The organism is Actinoplanes sp. NPDC051475, from assembly GCF_040689425.1.
Lineage (GTDB): Bacteria > Actinomycetota > Actinomycetes > Mycobacteriales > Micromonosporaceae > Actinoplanes.
In genome coordinates this window covers 640,468-656,984 of record NZ_JBFAZZ010000001.1, presented here as the reverse complement: position 1 = coordinate 656,984, position 16,517 = coordinate 640,468, and the positions used below count along the sequence as shown (strand labels likewise).

Here is a 16,517-nt window from a genome sequence, read left to right as displayed (position 1 = left end):
CATGAGGGGCATGTCCCTGGTACCGCGTCAGCCCGCCGGGACGGTCGCGGCCGCCGGCGGCGCCGAACAGGTGACCGAGGCGTGGCTGCAGAACCGGCGGTTGTCCGCGCACACCCGTGAGGCGTACCGGCGGGACGTGGGCGCGTGGCTCGGCTGGTGCGCCGCGCGGGACGTCGACCCGCTGCGGGCGTCGTTCCTGGACGTCAACGCGTACGCGCGCGGCCTGGAGGCGCAGGAGCTGGCCCCGGCGACGGTGGCGCGCAAGCTGTCCGGGCTCTCGAGCTGGTACGACTTCCTCGTCAAGCTGCGCGCGGTCGACGCGAACCCGGTCGCCGGCGCGGACCGCCCGTACGTCTCCCGCGACCACTCGGCGACCGTGGGCCTGAGCCCCGAGGAGGTCGACGCGGTCCTCGCCGCCGCCGAGGCCGCCACCGGGCCCGCCGCGGTACGCCACCGCGCCGTCATCGCGCTGCTCGCCGACCTGGGCCTGCGCGTCGGCGAGGTGGTCAGCCTCGACGTCGCCGACCTGGGCGTGGAACGCGGGCACCGCAGCGTGCGCTTCGTCGGCAAGGGCGGCCGGCCGCGCCGCCGGGCGCTGACCCCGTACGCGGCCGAGGCCCTGGACACCTATCTGGCCGCCCGGGCCGCCGCCGAGGGCACCACCGCCGACCGGCTCGACGGGCCGCTGCTGGTCACCGCCACCGGCGCCCGGCTGGACCGGCACGCCGTGTTCCGGCTGGTGCGCCGCCTCGCCGCGGAGGCGGGGATCGCCGGGTGGGCCCGGCTGTCGCCGCACTCGCTGCGGCACGCGTTCGCCACCACTGCCCGGGCCGAGGGCGTGCCGCTGGAGGACGTGCAGGACGCGATGGGACACGCCGACCCGCGTACCACGCGCCGCTACGACCGGGACCGCCACAACCTCGACCGGGACCCGGCGCACACCCTCGCCGCGGCCCGGGCCAGGCGCAGCAGCACCTGAGCGACCACCTATCCTCGACCGCGGTCCGGTGAGTCGATCACGAGACGGGGTTGGGTTGAACATCTTCGAAGCGGTGCTGCTGGGCGCGGTGGAGGGTTTCACCGAATTCCTGCCCATCTCCAGCACGGGCCACCTGACCATCCTGGAGAAGCTGCTCGGCTACCAGATCGACGCCGAGGACATCACGGCGTTCACGGCGATCATCCAGTCCGGCGCGGTCATCGCCACGGTGATCTTCCTGCGCCACGACCTGATCCGGATCATCACCGCCTGGTTCCGCGGCGTGCTCAGCCGTGAGCAGCGCGGCAACGCCGACTACCGGTTCGGCTGGGCGGTCATCCTCGGCTCGATCCCGATCGGCATCGTCGGCCTGCTGTTCCAGGACACCATCGAGACGACCCTGCGCAGCCTGTGGTTCGTCGCCGGCGCGCTGATCCTCTACAGCGGGGTGATGTGGTTCGCCGACCGCGCCGCCACCCAGATCCGCCACGCCGAACACGTCGGCTGGAAGGACACCCTGATCATCGGTACGGTGCAATGCCTGGCCCTGATCCCCGGCGTGTCCCGCTCGGGCGCGACGATGACCGCCGGCCTGCTGCGCGACTTCGATCGGGTGACAGTAACGAAACTGTCCTTCTTCCTGAGCATCCCGGCCCTGCTGGGCGCGACCGTGCTGCAGAGCGTCACCGAGTACGACAAGATCTCGGCCGACAACGGCGGCGTCGGCTGGCTGCCCACGATCGTGGCGACCCTGGTGAGCTTCGTGGTGGGCTGGTTCGCCGTGTCGTGGCTGCTGAAGTTCATCGCCCGGCACTCTTACTCCATCTTCATCGGCTACCGCCTCGTCCTCGGCGCGCTGCTGATGGTCCTGCTCGCCACGAACGTCATCGACCCGAAGTGACCCCGCCGGCCCGGGCCCTCGCGCACGTCCGTGGCCTCGGCGCCGCCGGTGAGCTGCCCGTGCCCGGGACCCGGATCACCGTCAACTTCCACCCCGATCGGCTGCTGGCTGACAGGCGTACGGTCGCCGAGCATCTCGCCGCCGACGGGGTGTACCGCAGCCAGTTCGAGAGCGGCATCTCCAACGGCGGGCTGACCGCGTACCCGGGTGGCGACCGCGACCGGTGGGAGCAGCGGATGTTCGCCGGGGCGTATCCGAGCGGCGTCGCGGCCGGGCGGCCCGTCTACGGCGGCCTCGACCTCGCCGGCCATCCGGACGGTGCGTCGCCCCGCTTCGGCAGCTGCCACCTGCGGTTGCGTCCGGAGGTGCTGCGGCGGGCCACGTTCAGCCACGGTGACAGCGTCACCGAGCCCACGGTGGTCGGCACCCACCGCACGGCTGACTTCGCCGCCTTCGGCACCGGCGCCGAGGTGCTGCAACTACTCAAGTACCTGTGGCACATCCTGGTGCTCCGCGGTCGGCCCCGGACGTAGGTTTCATCGACATTCGTTGTCCTTTGCCCGGTGTGGCGATAACGTAGCGCTTGCGATCCAGTACGCCCTGCTACGTTCGAGGAGCGCCGCTGTGGCCGACGTGTTGACCGACCGTCTTCCGCTGTTCCCGTTCCGGAGTCCCGGCGACGACCCGTTCACCCCGGTGACCGCCGCCGATCTGCGCAGCCTGGACGGGCCCGTCAGCCGGGTGCGGCTGCCGACCGGGGGCTGGACGTGGCTGGTCACCCGGCACGCCGACGTCAAGAAGATGCTGCGCTCCGACGCGTTCAGCGCCGACATGACCCGGCCCGGGTTCCCGTTGCTGCGCGCCGTGCCGCCGCAGGTCACGCGCAACCGGCAGGGTGGTTTCATCCGGATGGACGGGAGTGAGCACCTGCGGCTGCGCCGGATGCTCACCGCCGAATTCATGATCAAGAACATCCGGCGGATCGAGCCGCTGATCGCCGGGGTGGTCGACGACGCGATCGACGCGCTGGGGCAGGCCGGGCCGCCCGCCGACCTGGTCGCCGGGTTCGCGCTGCCGGTGCCGTCGCTGGTCATCTGCCACCTGCTCGGCGTCCCGTACGCCGACCACGCGTTCTTCCAGCAGCGCAGCGCGATCCTGCTCGACCAGGGCGCCGACCCGCTGCTGGCCCGAGACGCCGCCGCCGGGCTGCGCACGTACCTCGGCACCCTGATCGAGGCGAAACGCGCCGCCGGCGATCCCGGCGACGATCTGCTCGGCCGGCTGATCAGCGAGCGGGTGCGTCCCGGCGAGCTGGAGGTCGGCGAGCTCATCGGCATGGCGCTGCTGCTGCTCATCGCCGGGCACGAGACCACCGCCAACATGATCGGCCTCGGCGTGCTGTTGCTGCTGCAGCGCCCGCAGGTGTGGCAGCGGCTGCGGACCGGCGACGACGAGACGGTCGACGGGATCGTCGAGGAGCTGCTGCGCTACCTGACGATCGTGCGGACCGGCCTGCCGCGCCTGGCCGTACGCGACGTCGAGATCGGCGGCCGGCTGATCCGCGCCGGCGAACCGGCGACCGCGCTGCTGTCGCTGGCCAACCGCGACGACGACGTGTTCGGCGACGGCGACGCGTTCGACCCGTACCGGCAGGCGCACCAGCATCTGGCGTTCGGCTTCGGCGTGCACCAGTGCATCGGGCAGCCGCTGGCCCGCGCCGAGCTGCGGATCGCCCTGGCGGGCCTCGCCCGCCGCCTGCCCGGGCTCAGCCTCGCCGCCGACCCCACCCGGCTGCCCACCCGCGACATGTCGATCGTGTACGGCCTGGCCGAACTGCCGGTGACCTGGTGAGCGCCCGGGTGCGCGCCGACCGCGACGTGTGCATCGGCGCCGGCAACTGCGTGCTGACCCTGCCGCAGGTCTTCGACCAGGACGACGACGAGGGCCTGGTGGTGGTCACCGACCCGGACGCCGGCGGCCAGCCGGACGAGCTGCTGCGGCGCGCGGTGCTGATGTGCCCTTCCGGAGCGATCACCGTCGACTGAGCGGCCCTCGGGGCTACTTACCGTGCGGGTCGGCGGCGTTGAGGGCCGCGACGACCTGGTCGTAGTCGCCGCGTGCCTCGCCGTAGCGCAGGAACTTGACCCGCTCCACCTGGATCTCGGTGGCGTCCGGCTCGCTCTCCAGCAGGCCGGTCACCTCGGCGACGAACTCGCCGAGCGGCATCGCGAGGTGGTTGGACTCCTGCCCGGGCACCAGCTCCGTACGCACCGACGGCGGCACCAGCTCCACGACCCGCACCGAGGTGTCGGCCAGTTGCAGGCGGATCGACTCGCTGAGCATGTGGATCGCGGCCTTCGACGCGTTGTAGCTGGGGGTGACCTTCAGCGGGGCGAACGCCAGGCCCGACGAGACGGTGACGATGGTGGCGTCCGGCTGCGCCTGCAGATGCCCCACGAACGCGGCGATGAGGCGGATCGGGCCCAGCAGATTGGTGGTGACGACTTCCTCGGCGGAGGCGAGGAACGACTCCGGCTTGTGCCAGTCCTCGACCCGCATGATGCCGGCCATCGTGACCAGCACGTTGAGCCGCGGGTGCCGCGCCAGGACCTGCTCGGCGGCGGCGGTGACCGACGCGGCGTCCGCCGTGTCGATCTGCACGGTGTCGATGCCGGGGTGCTCGGCGCCGATGCGGGTGAGCAGCTCGGTGCGGCGACCACCGACGATGACGGTGTTGCCGCGCGACTGCAGCTCGAGCGCGAGGGCCAGGCCGATGCCGCTCGTCGCGCCAGGGATGAAGATCGTGTTTCCGGAGATGTTCATGCCTCGAAGTCTGGCCGCGTCGGCGCCCGGCCGGCAGAGAGCACTCATCGGGGGATCGGCGATCCCTGGCTGGGCGGTGGCGCCCGGCGATACTGGAGCGCATGGACCGTGCCGCCCTCGCCGACTTCCTGCGCCGCCGCCGCGAGGCGCTGCGCCCGGGCGACGTCGGGCTGCCCGCCGGCGCCCGCCGCCGCGCCCCGGGCCTGCGCCGCGAGGAGGTGGCGGCGCTGGCCGCGATGTCGGCCGACTACTACACGCGGCTGGAGCAGCAGCGCGGCCCGCAGCCCAGCGAGCAGATGCTGGCCTCGCTGGCGATCGCGCTGCGGCTGAGCACCGACGAGCGGAACTACCTGTTCCAGATCGCCGGTCGCAACGCTCCCTCGTCGGTGTCGGCGGCCGCGCACGTAGCCCCCGCGCTGCTGCGGGTGCTCGACCGGCTCGGCGACACCCCGGCGCTCATCCTGTCCAACCTGGGCGAGACGCTGGTGCAGAACCGGCTGGCGATGGCGCTGTTCGGCGACCGGTCCGGCGACACCGGGCTGGAGCGCAGCGACATCTACCGCTGGTTCACCCGCCCCGGTGAGCGGTTGCGCTACCCCGAGCACGACCGGGAACGGCAGAGCCGCGCCCAGGTGGCGAACCTGCGGGCGGCGTACGGCTCGATGGGGCCGTCGTCGCGCGCCGGTGAACTGGTGCGGGCATTGCAGAAGGCCAGTGCGGAGTTCACCGCCCTGTGGGAACGCCACGAGGTCGGGCAGCGCTTCCACGACCACAAGGTGCTGCTGCACCCGGAACTCGGTGCCATCGAGGTGGACTGCCAGGTGCTGTTCACCGAGGACCAGGCGCAGGCCCTGCTGGTGCTGACCGCCCCGCCCGGCAGCGAGGGCTACGAGAAGCTGCAGCTGCTCGCCGTCATCGGGCAGCAGGACTTCGCCCAGGCGTAGAAGGGCAATGCGGGGTTCCCTTTCGTGCAGCACCTCGCGGACGCCGTGCAACGGGACGGCAGAGCGCCGGCCTGCGGAGACGGTTTTCGCGGCAACCTGCGACGCGCCCAGGGCACGGTGTGACGTTCATTTCGTCGTTGCGCCTGGTTCGCGGCAACCGTCTACCTTGCCTGCGTCGCCCCTTTTCTGCCCAACGGCGACACCTGTCTGAACCCCTTGTGAAAGGACCCCATGAAGTTCCGCATCATCGCCGCCGCCCTCGCCGGTGCCCTGACGGCCCTGGCGGCCGCTCCCGCCGCCCACGCCGCCGCGCCCAGGACCTTCGCGACCGAGGTCTCCGGCACCTGTGACACCACCACCGGCGAGTGGGTCGTCGACTGGGCCATCACCAACGAGTCGGACACCGCCGCGCTGCTCATCCTGATGGAGTCCACCCCGGCCGAGGCCGCCCTCACCTCCCTGCCGTGGCCGCAGGGCGGCGCCACCGAGCACGCCATCCAGCGCATCCCCGGTGCCAGTACGGGCGCACACCTCACCTACATCGCCGTCTGGACCGACTTCCCGGGCGGCAGCTTCCGCAGCAGCACTGAATTCACCCCCGCGTCGGTATGCGAGATCTCCAGCCCCGCGTGACCATCGGTTGACGCAGCGGCGGGTGCCGGCGGACGACTCCGCCGGCACCCGCTCGCGGGACCACGACGCTCAGCCCGGACGCCGGAGAACGGCCTCGACCAGCGCCAAGGCCGCCTCCGGTGTCAGTCCGAGGGACTTTGTCTCGTCCGCGTACCGTTGGGCGGCTCTGCGGGCCGCGACCGGGGTGCCGGCCGCCGCCGACGTGATCAGCGTGCCCGCCCGGCCGTGGGTCTCCACCAGGCCGGCCTGCTCCAGCTCCCGGTAGGACCGCGCAACCGTGTTCGCCGCCAGACCCAGCTCGGCCGCGAGCTGCCGCACCGGCGGCAGCCGGGTGCCCGCCGCCAGGACCCCGTCCGCGGCCAGCGCCGCGATCCGCAGCCGAACCTGCTCGTACGGCGGCACCGCCGAGTCCGAGTCGATCACGATGTCCACACTGTCCTCCTCCGGCGGATGTCCTCTCTCAGAGCAGCCGCGGCGGGGTGTTGCCGGCGGCCTCGATGGCCCGGCGCAGCGGGACCATCGCCAGCAGGATGCCACCGACGACGAAGAACACCACGAGCGACACGATCCCGATCCGGTAGCTGGCCGTCAGCTGGAACACCAGGCCGAACGCGAGCGGGCCGAGCCAGCTGGTGCCCTTGTCGCTGATCTCGTAGAAGCCGTAGTACTCGCCCTCGCGGCCGTGCGGGATGAGCTGGCTGAACAGCGAGCGGCTCAGCGCCTGGCTGCCGCCCATGACCAGGCCGATGCCGACGCCCAGCAGCATGAACGGCACCGGTTCGCCTTCCGGCAGCCAGAACGCGGCGAGGATGACCAGCAGCCACAGCGCCAGCGCGAGCAGCACCGTGCGGCGCGCGCCGATCCGTGTGGCCAGCGCTCCGAGCAGCAGCGCGCCGCCGAACGCCAGGAACTGCACGATGAGGATGGTGATGATCAGCGTCGACTGGCCGAGGTGCAGCTCCTCCGTCCCGAACTGGCTCGCCAGGGCGATCACGGTCTGGATGCCGTCGTTGTAGACCAGATAGGCGCCCAGGAAGAACAACGTCAGCGGGTACGCCTTGAGGCTGCGCAGCGTGTGCCCGAGCTGACGGAACCCGGCGGTGACCACGCTGCCGCGCCGCACGGCCGCCTCCGCGCTCGGGTGTTCGCGCAGCCACCGCAGCGGCAGCAGGGTGAACGCCGCCCACCACACCCCCGCCGACACGATGCACCAGCGGGCGAGGTCCAGGGTCCGCCGGTCGTCGCCCTCGACGCCGAGCCTGGTCACCACGATCAGGTTGAGCAGCAGCAGAACCCCGCCGCCGAGGTAGCCGAGCGCCCACCCGCGGCTCGACACCTTGTCCCGCTCGTCGGGCCCGGCCAGCCGGGGCAGGAACGAGTTGTACACGACCACCGACGCGCCGAACGCCACGTTGGCCACGATGAACAGCGCCCCGCCCAGCAGGTAGCGCTCGCCGGTCACGAACGCCATCGCGACGGTCGCCCCGGCGCCGAGGAACGCGGCGGCGGCCAGCAGCGGCTTCTTGCGCTCGGCGCGGTCGGCGATCGCGCCCATCACCGGAAGCACGAAGACCGTCAGCAGCACCGACAGCGACACCAGATAGGGGAAGTACGAGCCGGCGGCGACGCTGATCCCCAGCGGATGCACCCGCCCGTGGCACTCGTCGGCGCCCAGCGCGCAGCCGGCCGCCTGCTCGGTGACCGAGGTCAGGAAGGGGCCCAGGAACACCGTGATGACGGTGGTGGAGAACGCCGAGTTGGCCCAGTCGTACAGGTACCAGCCGGTGCGTTCACGCCGGGTGCTCTCCGGCGCGGTGGTGACGGTCATGGGCGCACATGATGTCACCTAGTCAGCTGTTTTGGCTCCACCATCGGGCCAGCGCGCCGGTGGCCGGATCCTCGGAGTCGGCCAGCGCCGCCCACGGGTCCACGCCCGGCGGCAGGTCCTGCGCCGCGTACGCGGCCAGCTCGTGCGGGTCGACCGGCGCGCCGGTGGCGTGCACGGCCGCCGGGTCGACCAGGCCGAGGCTGCCGGTGTCGATCCAGGGGAACCCGTCGACCGGCTCCGGCAGCGGCCCGACCTCGACGACCGGCGGGAACAGGCTCGCCGCCTCGTCGCCGGGCTCGACCGCGTCCGGGTCGGCGCCGACCGGGCCCATGCCGTGCCCGTCGGTGACGTCGGCGACCTCGTGCCCGGCGACGTCGTCGTGGCCGGTGCCCGGCTCGGCGTGGTCGTCGTGCCAGCCCGCATCGTGGTCGGCGTCGTGGTCGAAACCGGCGTCGTGACCCGGGTCGTCGGCGCCCAGGTCGTCCAGGTCGTGGCCGGCGTAGAGGTCCTCGTGGAACGGGTCGGCCTCCGGCGCCACGTCGTCATGGGCGGTGACGGCGTCGTCGTGGTGCCCCGGGTCGTCGTGGTGGCCGGCGTCGTGGAAGTCCGGCCAGCCGTACTCGTCGCTCATGCGTTCTCCTGACCGAGGGATGACGGCGCGGGTGCCAGGGCCCGCGCCCGGGTGAGGACCTCGTCGACGTTCTTCAGCTGTGCCCGTACCTGCTGCAGCTCCGTTGTGGCCCGGGAGCGGCGCCGGGCCCGCCCGGCGGCGTCCTCGGCGGCGGCCGCGTCGATCTCGGCGATGTGCGCGTCCAGCTCCCGCAGCCGGCGCTCGACCGCGTCGTCGACGGCGACGCCCAGCGCGTACTGCAGGTCGGTGAACCGGTACGAGATCTCGTCCTGCAACGCCGCGCGCGCCTCGCCGAGCACGTCGCGCAGCCAGGCGCGGGCCTGCTGCCGGTCGGTCTGCACCCGCCGGCGGTACAGCACGTACCCGCCGGCGGCCAGGCCCAGACCCAGGCCCGCGACCGGGATCAGCAGACCCCCGGCGACCCCCACGCCCAGCGCCGACGCGCCGAAGATCGCTCCCCGGCCGGCCATGAACGCGATGCCGCCCGCGGACAGGGCGATGAGCACGTTGTCGCCGGAGCCGTCGCGCGGCGATCCGGCCGCCAGGGCGTGGCGCAGCGTCGCGTTGAGCCGGTCCAGCACCCCGGCCAGCTCCTCGTCGTCGAAGACCTCCGCCAGGATCCGCTCGCCGACCTGGCGGAAGGTGGTCTGCAGATCTTCCGACATCCGTACGGCCACCGCCTGCAGCTCGGCGTCGACCTGATCGGGCAGCCCCGTCAGCCCGTCGCCGCGCAGCCGGTCGATGCGCGCGGCGACGTCGGCCTGCAGCTCGGCGATGCGGGTCCGCAGCAGGCCGACCACCTCGACGCGGGCCCGCTGGGTCTCCGTGGTCAGCAGCAGCGCCCACTGCCGCGACTCGGTGCGCTTGCGGGCGGCCAGGGCGCTGCGCTCGGCCCGGACCCGGGCGGTCTCGGCGGGGTCGGCCTCCGCGGCCTGCACCCGCGCCTCGGCGGCCTGCTCGAGCCGGGCCAGCTCCGCGCGGGCGGCCCGCAACACGTTGGCCAGCTGCAACTGGTGCCCGTGCCCGGCCAGCTCCACCAGGGCGTGCTGGAGTTCGGCGATGTGCGACGCCTCGACCAGCGCCGCCTGCTCCGGCGCCGGCACGCTCAGGGCCAGCTCCGCCAGCCGCGCCGACACCGGGAACCACGGCGCGTCGGCGAAGCGCGGGGCCCGTACGCGCAGCAGCGCCCGATTGTCCTCCGCGATGCGCCGCCACCCGGGGAAGGCGTCCACCTTGGTCAGCGCGAACACCACCGCGTCGACCCGCTCGCTGGCGGCCACGAGGAAGTCCAGCTCCGGCTGCGACAGCGGGGCCGAGGCGTCGGCGACGAACAGCAGGGCGGTGGCCCGCTCGACCGCGTCCAGCGCGACGGTGGTGTGGGCCGGGTCGAGACCGCCGACGCCCGGGGTGTCCAGCAGGCTCACGTACTGCAGCAGCGGCGCCGGATGGGTGATCTCGATGCGCCGCGGCGAACGCCCCGCCCCCCGCCCGGTAGCCCGGTCGCCGAGCTCGCCCAGGTCGAGCTCGACCGGTTCGCCGAGACCCGGCACGTACGCGAGGGCGCCGGGAGTGGGGCCGGGGGAGAAGTGCAGGTACGCGGCGGTGGCCACCGCGGCGTCAACGGGCGACAGCCCCGGCACGCCCAGCAGCGCGTTGATCAGGGAACTCTTGCCGCGCTTGGTCTCGCCGACCAGCACCACCGACGGGCGGGTGAGCCGGCGGCGGCGCAGATCGGCCAGTTCGGCGCCCGCGTCGGGGTCGGCGGCGCGGACCGCAGCCAGCGCGTCGCGGACGGTGACGTCGAGGCTCTGGGCAAGCTCGCGGGTCGCGCTCATCGGCCTGCCTCCTGCCGGGTGGCCTCTTCGCGGATCGCCTGGGACAGCAGGTGGAAGCCCCGATGGGCGACCTGCGCCACCCGCGACTGGGCCGGACCGGCGCCAGCGACCGCGTACACCCGCCACCGGTTCGCGGCCTCGACCGCGGCGGCGGCCAGCTCGTCGGCCCCGGCGTGCGGGCGGCGCAGCACCCACCGGGCGTCCTCGGAGGTCGCCAGCCGGGTCAGCTCCTGCTCCCACGCCACCGGCAGCTCCACCTTGCCGGTCGCGACGCGCTGCGCCACCTCCAGCAGGCGCAGCCGGTGGTACGCGGGCTCGCGCAGCAACCGCTCGGTGGCGTCGCGCAGCGTCTCCCGGTCGCGGCGGTCCCCGGTGTGCCCGGCGACGCGTTCCAGCCGCGACAACGCCCAGCCGGCCTTGATGGCGTCGGCACGCCAGCGCAACGTCTGCTCCAAGGTGTGCCGCAGCCGCGGGAAACCCGAGGCCGCGACCAGCCGCCGGACCAGCTCCCCGGTGCCCAGCTGCGGCTCGGCGGCGAGCTGGGCCAGGGCGAAACCCACGCCGTACAGGTCCAAAAGGCCCAGCAGTCGCTCGCGGCGCTCGGCGGGGACGGGGGCGGGCCGGCTGCGGAACAGGTCGACGGAGGCGAGCAGCACCTGCAACTGCCCGGCCGGCATTCCCGCGAGCTCCTTCAGGGCGGCGCAGTCGGCCGCGGTGAGCCGCCCGGCCTCCCCGGTCTCGGCCAGCAACCCCACGACCGGCACGACCTCGGAAACGGTACGGGCGAGCAGCGCGCCCTGCTGCTCGGCGAGCGGACCGGCGACCGGCCACGGGTCCCCGGCACCGCCCACCAGGGTGTCGACCTTGCCGAACACGCCCAGCGCGTTGATCGGGCTGCTGGCCAGGCGCGCCGACGCCGCCCGGAAAGCCTCCAGCGCCTGCACGTCGTCGGCGCGTACGGCCTGGGTGAACACGTAGACGACCGCCTCGGCGGCGGCGACCTCGGAGGCGGAGTCGGCATCGATGCCGGCGTCGAACGGCGCGGTCGTCTCGCTCAGCTCCGCGGCTGCCCGCGCGGACACCTGCGTGTCGGTCGAGGCCAGCCCCGGGGTGTCGACCACCGTCAGGTCACGCAGCTTCTCGCTGGTCAGCATCACGTCGACGTACGCGACCCGCCCGGCCGGCACCCCCAGGCGCTGCGGGATCATCCCGTCGTCGCCCAGCGGCAGGCTCGAGCGGGTGCCGTCGCGGCGCACCACGTCGACGCGGTCGGCCGGCCCGTACCGGAACCGGGTGACCACCCGGGTGCACTCACCGACCGCCGTGGGCGCCACCCGCCGCCCGATCAACGCGTTGACGAGTGTCGACTTTCCGGCTTTCAACCGCCCCGCGATAGCGACGCGTAACGGCTCGGCAAGCCGGTCATGGACGTGTCGCACCTGGCCAGCGACCTCCGGACCGACCCGGGCGCTAATGTCGTCGCACAGGGTAGCGACCCGCGCGGACAGCGGCCCGACGGTCATGACTCGTCAGCCGAGCACACATTCGGCGAGAATGTGCTGACCGCGGCCGTCAACGCAGACAAAGGTGGCTGCCCTTCCCCTCCAGGGCAGGGCGGAATCGCCTGCCGCAGCACAGACTACGGACCCGGGGCCGAGCGAGGATCCCGTGTTCGTGCCAACGGACGCTGCCGGGGGCGCAGCGGGACAGGAGCGTGCGTGTCACAGCAGGACCTGGCCGGGCTCGCCGCCGCGCATCTGCGCCGCCCCGGCCTCGTCGTGCTCACCGGAGCCCCCGGCGCCGGCCGCACCACCCTGCTGCGCCGAATCGCCACCACCGCCGCCGGGCCCGCGCACACCGGCGGCGGCCTCGCCATGCTCGCCACCGTGCCGGCCCTCGCGCTGTCCCGCGCGGTCAAGGCCCGCCTGCCCGCCCACGACGTCCCGCTGCTCGCCGAGGCGGTCCGCTCCCGGGTCCGCACCGGCCTGCTCGTCCTCGACGACCTCCAGTACGCCGACCCCGCCACCCTCGCGGCGCTGCCCCACCTGGCCGCACGCATCCGGGTCGTGGCGGCCCTGCGCACCCCGCACCGGCTCCCCGAGGAGACCCTGACCGCCCTGCGCGACGCGGCCACGGCGTGGCTCGACATCCCGCCGCTCGACCCGCAGGCCGCCGCCGACCTGGCCCGCCGCACCGCCGGGCAGCTCGACGACACCGCCGTGGCCGCGGTCGTTGCCCGCGCCGGCGGCAACCCGCTCGCCGTCACCGCCCTCGCCCGCCAGGCCGGCGCCGGCCGCGGCACCCCGGACACCGACGTCGACCAGGTCGCGTACGCGATCGCCACCGCCCTGGCCGACCTGCCCCGCGCCGCCCGGACCGCGCTCGCCGCCCTCGGCCTGCTCGGCCGGCCCGCACCCGAGTCCCTGCTCGGCGCCGGCGCCGCCGCCCTGCACGAGGCCGGACTCATCCTGCGGACCGGGGACGAGGTCGTGCCGGTGTCGGCGTACATCGCCGAGACCGCCGCGGGCCTGCTCGACGCCGACGCCCGCACCGACCTGCACCGGGCCCTGGCCACCGCCACCCCCGACGCCGAGGCCGCCCGCCACCTCGCCGCCGCCGGCGACCACCAGCAGGCGTACCGCAAGGCCCTGACCGCGGCCGACCGCACCGCCGGCGGCGACCGCGCCGACCTGCTGCTGTTCGCCTGCAACCTGCCGGGGGTCACCCCGGCGCCCCGGGTACGGATAGCCGCCGCCGACGCGCTGCTGGCCGCGGGACGCCCGCACACCGCCGCCCGCGCCCTGACCACCGCCGGTCCCCTCGGGGTGGAAGCCGACGTCCTGCGCGGCGAGGCACTGCTGCAGGCGGGCGACCCGGCGGCGGCCCGCGCGGCGGTCACCCCGATCCCCGACGCGGCCACCGGCACGGTCGTGGCGGCCCGCGACCGGATCCTGCTCCTGGCGGACCTGGCCGCCGACCCGGCCGGGGCCCTGGACACGGCCGAGAAGATCGCGGCCCGCCATCCGGCACCTGCGCCGGGTGTGGCGGCGGCGCTGGCCGCGGTGCGCGCGGCCCACCGTGCGCCAGGATGGGAACGCGACCTCGCCGCGGCCGCCAGTGACGGGGCCGATCCGCTGAGCGGGCGGTGGAGCGCCTGGCTGCTGGTCGAGCATCTCGCCGCGGACGGGCGGCTGGCGGAGGCGGCAGCGGCGGCTCGGACGGCCGCGGTGGCGTGCGGGGCCGGCATGGCGTACAGCTGGCAGACGCGGTTCCTGGCCGTCGCCGGGTGGGCGGACGTGCTGCAGGGCCTGCCCGCCGCTGCTTCTGCCTCCTCGGAGTCTGCCGCCTCGGACGAAGCGGTGCGGCGTAGTGGCGACCTTGCCGACCGGGCCCTTCCCGCGGACGCCCGGGCCTACGCGGTGGCCGCGACCGCGCTGGTCGAGGCCGACACCGGATTGCTCGCCGCCGCCCGGAGCCGGCTCGCCGACCCCGACGGGCACCCGGCCACCGCCTGGGTCGCCCGCGAGGCCGCCTGGCTCGACGGGCAACCCGACCGCGCCACCCAGCACCCGGACACCCCCGGCGCGGGACTGCTCACCGGACTGCAGCACATCACCGCCCGCTGGGCCGCGTACGACGGCGGCGCCGGGGCCCGGCCCGCGTACGCATCGGCGTTCGACATCGAGGACGCCGCCCCGGCCATCCCGGGCGGCCTGCCCACCGCGGCCCGCCGCACCCTGACCGCCTGGGCGACCGGCACGGGATTCACCGCGGCGGCCGAGGCCTGGGCCGGCACCGCCCGCCGCGAACAGATCCGCTGCCTGCTCGCAGCGGGCCTGCACGACCCGGACCCGCAGCGAGCCGTGTCAGCCCTGCTGCAGGCCGAGCACCTCGCCGACGAGGCCGGCCTGGTGGTCCTCGCCGGCCGCGCCCGCCGAGGCCTGCGCCGCCACCACGTGCACCGCGACACCCGCAGCCCGCGCTCGGGCAGCAACCTGACCCGCCGCGAGACCGACGTGCTGCGCCTGGTGGCGGCGGGCGAACCGACCCGCCGGATCGCGGGGCAGCTGGGCATCTCGGCGGAGACGGTCGACACCCACATCCGCGCGGGCATGCGCAAGCTGGGGGCGCGTACGCGTACCGAGGCAGCGGCCCTGGCCCTCACCCAGCTGGAGACGGCCCGCTCCAGCCCTTCCGATTCGGCCGGCTCCGTCAGCCCGTCGGACCGATCTGCCGGCTTCGGCCGGCCCGACCCGTACGACCGCCTGGACCGACCCGACCGTGAGGATGGCCGGTGACCCGACAGCCCGACGCCCCCCGCCACGTCGTCGCCTCCAGCGCCGACGCCGACACCGTGGTGCGCCGCCTCGCCCGGGACGGCTGGACCGTCCGCGAGGGATTCGCGCTGCCCAGCTCCGCCTGGGATGTCACCACGGAACGCCTGGTGCTGCACGGACGCATCGGCGACCGGGACGCCCTGCAACTCGCCGTGCTCGCGGCGGCCCGGGGCGCGGGCATCGTCGCCGTGTGCGACGCGGACAGCGCCATGGGTCATGCACTCATCGACGACCTCAGCCGGCTCGGGACGGTGCAGCTGGGACCGGGCAGTCAGAACTCGACGCCCGTGGAGGCCGGGGATGCGGTCGCTGAGCTCGTACCCGAACAGCGCGCCCTGCTCGACCGCCTCGCCGCCGGCGACACCATCGCCGCCGCGGCGGCTGCCGAGTTCCTGTCCTTGCGGACGGCCAACCGCCGCATCGCCGAGGCGAGAGCCCTGTTCGGGGTCCGTACCACCCGCGAAGCGGTCCTGGCGTACCTGAGGCAGCGCCGCACGAGCGACTGACGCCGCCTCTCCTTCGGTTGACGGCGGCGCGGGCCGTGCGTTCAGCTTGTTCGGCGCGTCCGTGACCGAGGTGCGCCACCTGCCGGCGTCACCCGCCACCCGCCCGGCACGACCCCGCGGCCGCGACGCGTAGGGTGCTTGTCGATGAAGGTACTGATCTCCGCCGACATGGAAGGCGTCTCCGGGGTCGTGCACCCCACCGAGACGAACCCCGGCGGCTACGACTACGACCGCAGCCGGAACCAGATGACCGCCGAGGTCAACGCCGCCGTAGCCGGAGTGCTGGAGGCCGTACCGTCGGCCGAGGTCCTCGTCGCCGACGCGCACGGACCGTTCCGCAACGTACTGCCGGAGAACCTTGACCGCCGCGCCCGCCTGGTGCGTGGCAGACCCCGCCCGCTGGGCATGCTGGCCGGCCTCGACGACCGCACCGAAGCAGTGCTGTTCGTCGGCTACCACGCCCGCGCGGGTGCCGGCCCGGCCGTGCTCGCCCACACCATCAGCGACGCGGTCCTTGACGTCCGCGTCGACGGCCGCCCGATGGGCGAGATCGGCCTCAATGCGGCCATGGCCGCCCACCACACCGCGCCGGTGGTCCTGCTCTCCGGGGACGACGCCGCCTGCGCGGAGATCCACGACCTCATCCCGGGTACGACGACAGTCACGGTGAAACACGCCCTCGGGCAGGCGGCCACGGTAGCGCTGCACCCGGAGGAGGTCTGCGACCAGATCCACCGAGCCGCGGCCAAGGCGATACGCCGCGCCGACAGCGTCCCGCTGCTGACCGTCCCGGGCCCCGTACGCGTCGAGGTGGACCTGTACAGCCCCGTCACCATCGACCTGGCGATGCTGATACCCGGCGTGACACGGGTGGGCGGGCGGACGGTGACCTTCACGGCCGGGGACATCGGTGAGGCGTACCGGCTGGTACAGCTGCTGACCCAGCTCGGCCAGATCAAACCCGCCTGACCGTTGACCCGGCTCAGCCGGATCAACTCGCCTGACCGCCGGCCGGGCTCGGCCGTGCAAACCCTGACTGACCGCTATCAGGGCGCGGCCAGCTCGGCTGACCAGCTCGGTCAGATCGAACCGGCGGGCCG

Annotated in this window: 16 protein-coding genes; 10 read left to right on the top strand and 6 right to left on the bottom strand. The window is 74.1% G+C overall.

Annotated elements, in window-relative coordinates; genetic code table 11:
• Positions 1-10: 10 nt before the first annotated feature.
• The 5 genes from AB0368_RS02995 (at position 11) to AB0368_RS02975 (ending at position 3,925) form a co-directional block, all read left to right on the top strand.
• Complete coding sequence (locus tag AB0368_RS02995) at positions 11-979, top strand: tyrosine-type recombinase/integrase (protein ID WP_366152066.1); 969 nt, start codon at positions 11-13, stop codon at positions 977-979.
• A gap of 55 nt (positions 980-1,034) precedes the next feature.
• Positions 1,035-1,880 (top strand): undecaprenyl-diphosphate phosphatase, encoded by an 846-nt coding sequence (locus AB0368_RS02990; RefSeq protein WP_366152065.1) that lies wholly within the window; start codon positions 1,035-1,037, stop codon positions 1,878-1,880.
• Positions 1,877-2,413, top strand: a complete 537-nt coding sequence (locus tag AB0368_RS02985) for a DUF3626 domain-containing protein (RefSeq protein WP_366152064.1) — start codon at positions 1,877-1,879, stop codon at positions 2,411-2,413. The genes AB0368_RS02990 and AB0368_RS02985 overlap by 4 nt, the downstream gene beginning before the upstream one ends.
• A 91-nt stretch (positions 2,414-2,504) precedes the next feature.
• On the top strand, positions 2,505-3,731 hold the full coding sequence (locus AB0368_RS02980; protein WP_366152063.1) for a cytochrome P450: 1,227 nt from the start codon (positions 2,505-2,507) through the stop codon (positions 3,729-3,731).
• Positions 3,728-3,925 carry a ferredoxin gene (locus AB0368_RS02975; RefSeq protein ID WP_366152062.1) on the top strand — a complete coding sequence of 66 codons (198 nt, stop codon included), beginning with the start codon at positions 3,728-3,730 and terminating at the stop codon, positions 3,923-3,925. Before AB0368_RS02980 ends, AB0368_RS02975 begins: the two co-directional genes overlap by 4 nt.
• Positions 3,926-3,938: 13 nt before the next feature.
• Here the strand turns inward: AB0368_RS02975 and AB0368_RS02970 are convergent, their stop codons facing one another.
• Positions 3,939-4,703, bottom strand: coding sequence for an SDR family NAD(P)-dependent oxidoreductase (locus tag AB0368_RS02970; RefSeq protein WP_366152061.1), 765 nt, complete (start codon positions 4,701-4,703; stop codon positions 3,939-3,941).
• Between the two features lie 101 nt (positions 4,704-4,804).
• Between AB0368_RS02970 and AB0368_RS02965 the strand changes: the two genes are divergently transcribed.
• Complete coding sequence (locus AB0368_RS02965) at positions 4,805-5,647, top strand: helix-turn-helix transcriptional regulator (RefSeq protein ID WP_366152060.1); 843 nt, start codon at positions 4,805-4,807, stop codon at positions 5,645-5,647.
• 231 nt (positions 5,648-5,878) lie between these two features.
• Positions 5,879-6,280 carry a hypothetical protein gene (locus AB0368_RS02960; protein ID WP_366152059.1) on the top strand — a complete coding sequence of 134 codons (402 nt, stop codon included), beginning with the start codon at positions 5,879-5,881 and terminating at the stop codon, positions 6,278-6,280.
• A gap of 69 nt (positions 6,281-6,349) precedes the next feature.
• Here AB0368_RS02960 and AB0368_RS02955 read toward each other — a convergent pair whose 3' ends face one another.
• From AB0368_RS02955 to AB0368_RS02935, 5 genes are read right to left on the bottom strand one after another with little or no spacing between them, the layout of a single operon-like run.
• Positions 6,350-6,712 (bottom strand): GntR family transcriptional regulator, encoded by a 363-nt coding sequence (locus AB0368_RS02955; RefSeq protein ID WP_366152058.1) that lies wholly within the window; start codon positions 6,710-6,712, stop codon positions 6,350-6,352.
• Positions 6,713-6,740: 28 nt separating this feature from the next.
• Entirely contained in the window at positions 6,741-8,108 is a 1,368-nt protein-coding gene (locus AB0368_RS02950) for an MFS transporter (protein WP_366152057.1), read from the bottom strand.
• A 22-nt stretch (positions 8,109-8,130) separates the two neighbouring features.
• Complete coding sequence (locus tag AB0368_RS02945; protein WP_366152056.1) at positions 8,131-8,739, bottom strand: hypothetical protein; 609 nt, start codon at positions 8,737-8,739, stop codon at positions 8,131-8,133.
• Complete coding sequence (locus AB0368_RS02940) at positions 8,736-10,574, bottom strand: dynamin family protein (RefSeq protein WP_366152055.1); 1,839 nt, start codon at positions 10,572-10,574, stop codon at positions 8,736-8,738. The genes AB0368_RS02945 and AB0368_RS02940 overlap by 4 nt, the downstream gene beginning before the upstream one ends.
• A complete protein-coding gene (locus AB0368_RS02935; RefSeq protein ID WP_366152054.1) occupies positions 10,571-12,097 on the bottom strand; it encodes a dynamin family protein in 1,527 nt (508 codons plus the stop codon). Before AB0368_RS02935 ends, AB0368_RS02940 begins: the two co-directional genes overlap by 4 nt.
• Before the next feature lie 195 nt (positions 12,098-12,292).
• On the opposite strand from AB0368_RS02935, the gene AB0368_RS02930 reads away from it, so the two are divergent.
• The 3 genes from AB0368_RS02930 (at position 12,293) to AB0368_RS02920 (ending at position 16,386) form a co-directional block, all read left to right on the top strand.
• Complete coding sequence (locus AB0368_RS02930) at positions 12,293-14,872, top strand: LuxR C-terminal-related transcriptional regulator (protein WP_366152053.1); 2,580 nt, start codon at positions 12,293-12,295, stop codon at positions 14,870-14,872.
• Positions 14,869-15,417, top strand: coding sequence for a LuxR family transcriptional regulator (locus tag AB0368_RS02925; protein ID WP_366152052.1), 549 nt, complete (start codon positions 14,869-14,871; stop codon positions 15,415-15,417). Before AB0368_RS02930 ends, AB0368_RS02925 begins: the two co-directional genes overlap by 4 nt.
• Positions 15,418-15,561: 144 nt before the next feature.
• A complete protein-coding gene (locus tag AB0368_RS02920; RefSeq protein ID WP_366152051.1) occupies positions 15,562-16,386 on the top strand; it encodes a M55 family metallopeptidase in 825 nt (274 codons plus the stop codon).
• The last annotated feature ends 131 nt before the right edge of the window (positions 16,387-16,517 follow it).

What these genes read in the sequence shown, in the direction of transcription:
- AB0368_RS02945 (WP_366152056.1), bottom strand. Translation starts at nt 8,739, where the DNA reads ATGAGCGACGAGTACGGCTGGCCGGACTTCCACGACGCCGGCCACCAC.
- AB0368_RS02970 (WP_366152061.1), bottom strand. Translation starts at nt 4,703, where the DNA reads ATGAACATCTCCGGAAACACGATCTTCATCCCTGGCGCGACGAGCGGC.
- AB0368_RS02935 (WP_366152054.1), bottom strand. Translation starts at nt 12,097, where the DNA reads ATGACCGTCGGGCCGCTGTCCGCGCGGGTCGCTACCCTGTGCGACGAC.
- AB0368_RS02940 (WP_366152055.1), bottom strand. Translation starts at nt 10,574, where the DNA reads ATGAGCGCGACCCGCGAGCTTGCCCAGAGCCTCGACGTCACCGTCCGC.
- AB0368_RS02950 (WP_366152057.1), bottom strand. Translation starts at nt 8,108, where the DNA reads ATGACCGTCACCACCGCGCCGGAGAGCACCCGGCGTGAACGCACCGGC.
- AB0368_RS02920 (WP_366152051.1), top strand. Translation starts at nt 15,562, where the DNA reads ATGAAGGTACTGATCTCCGCCGACATGGAAGGCGTCTCCGGGGTCGTG.
- AB0368_RS02995 (WP_366152066.1), top strand. Translation starts at nt 11, where the DNA reads ATGTCCCTGGTACCGCGTCAGCCCGCCGGGACGGTCGCGGCCGCCGGC.
- AB0368_RS02965 (WP_366152060.1), top strand. Translation starts at nt 4,805, where the DNA reads ATGGACCGTGCCGCCCTCGCCGACTTCCTGCGCCGCCGCCGCGAGGCG.
- AB0368_RS02960 (WP_366152059.1), top strand. Translation starts at nt 5,879, where the DNA reads ATGAAGTTCCGCATCATCGCCGCCGCCCTCGCCGGTGCCCTGACGGCC.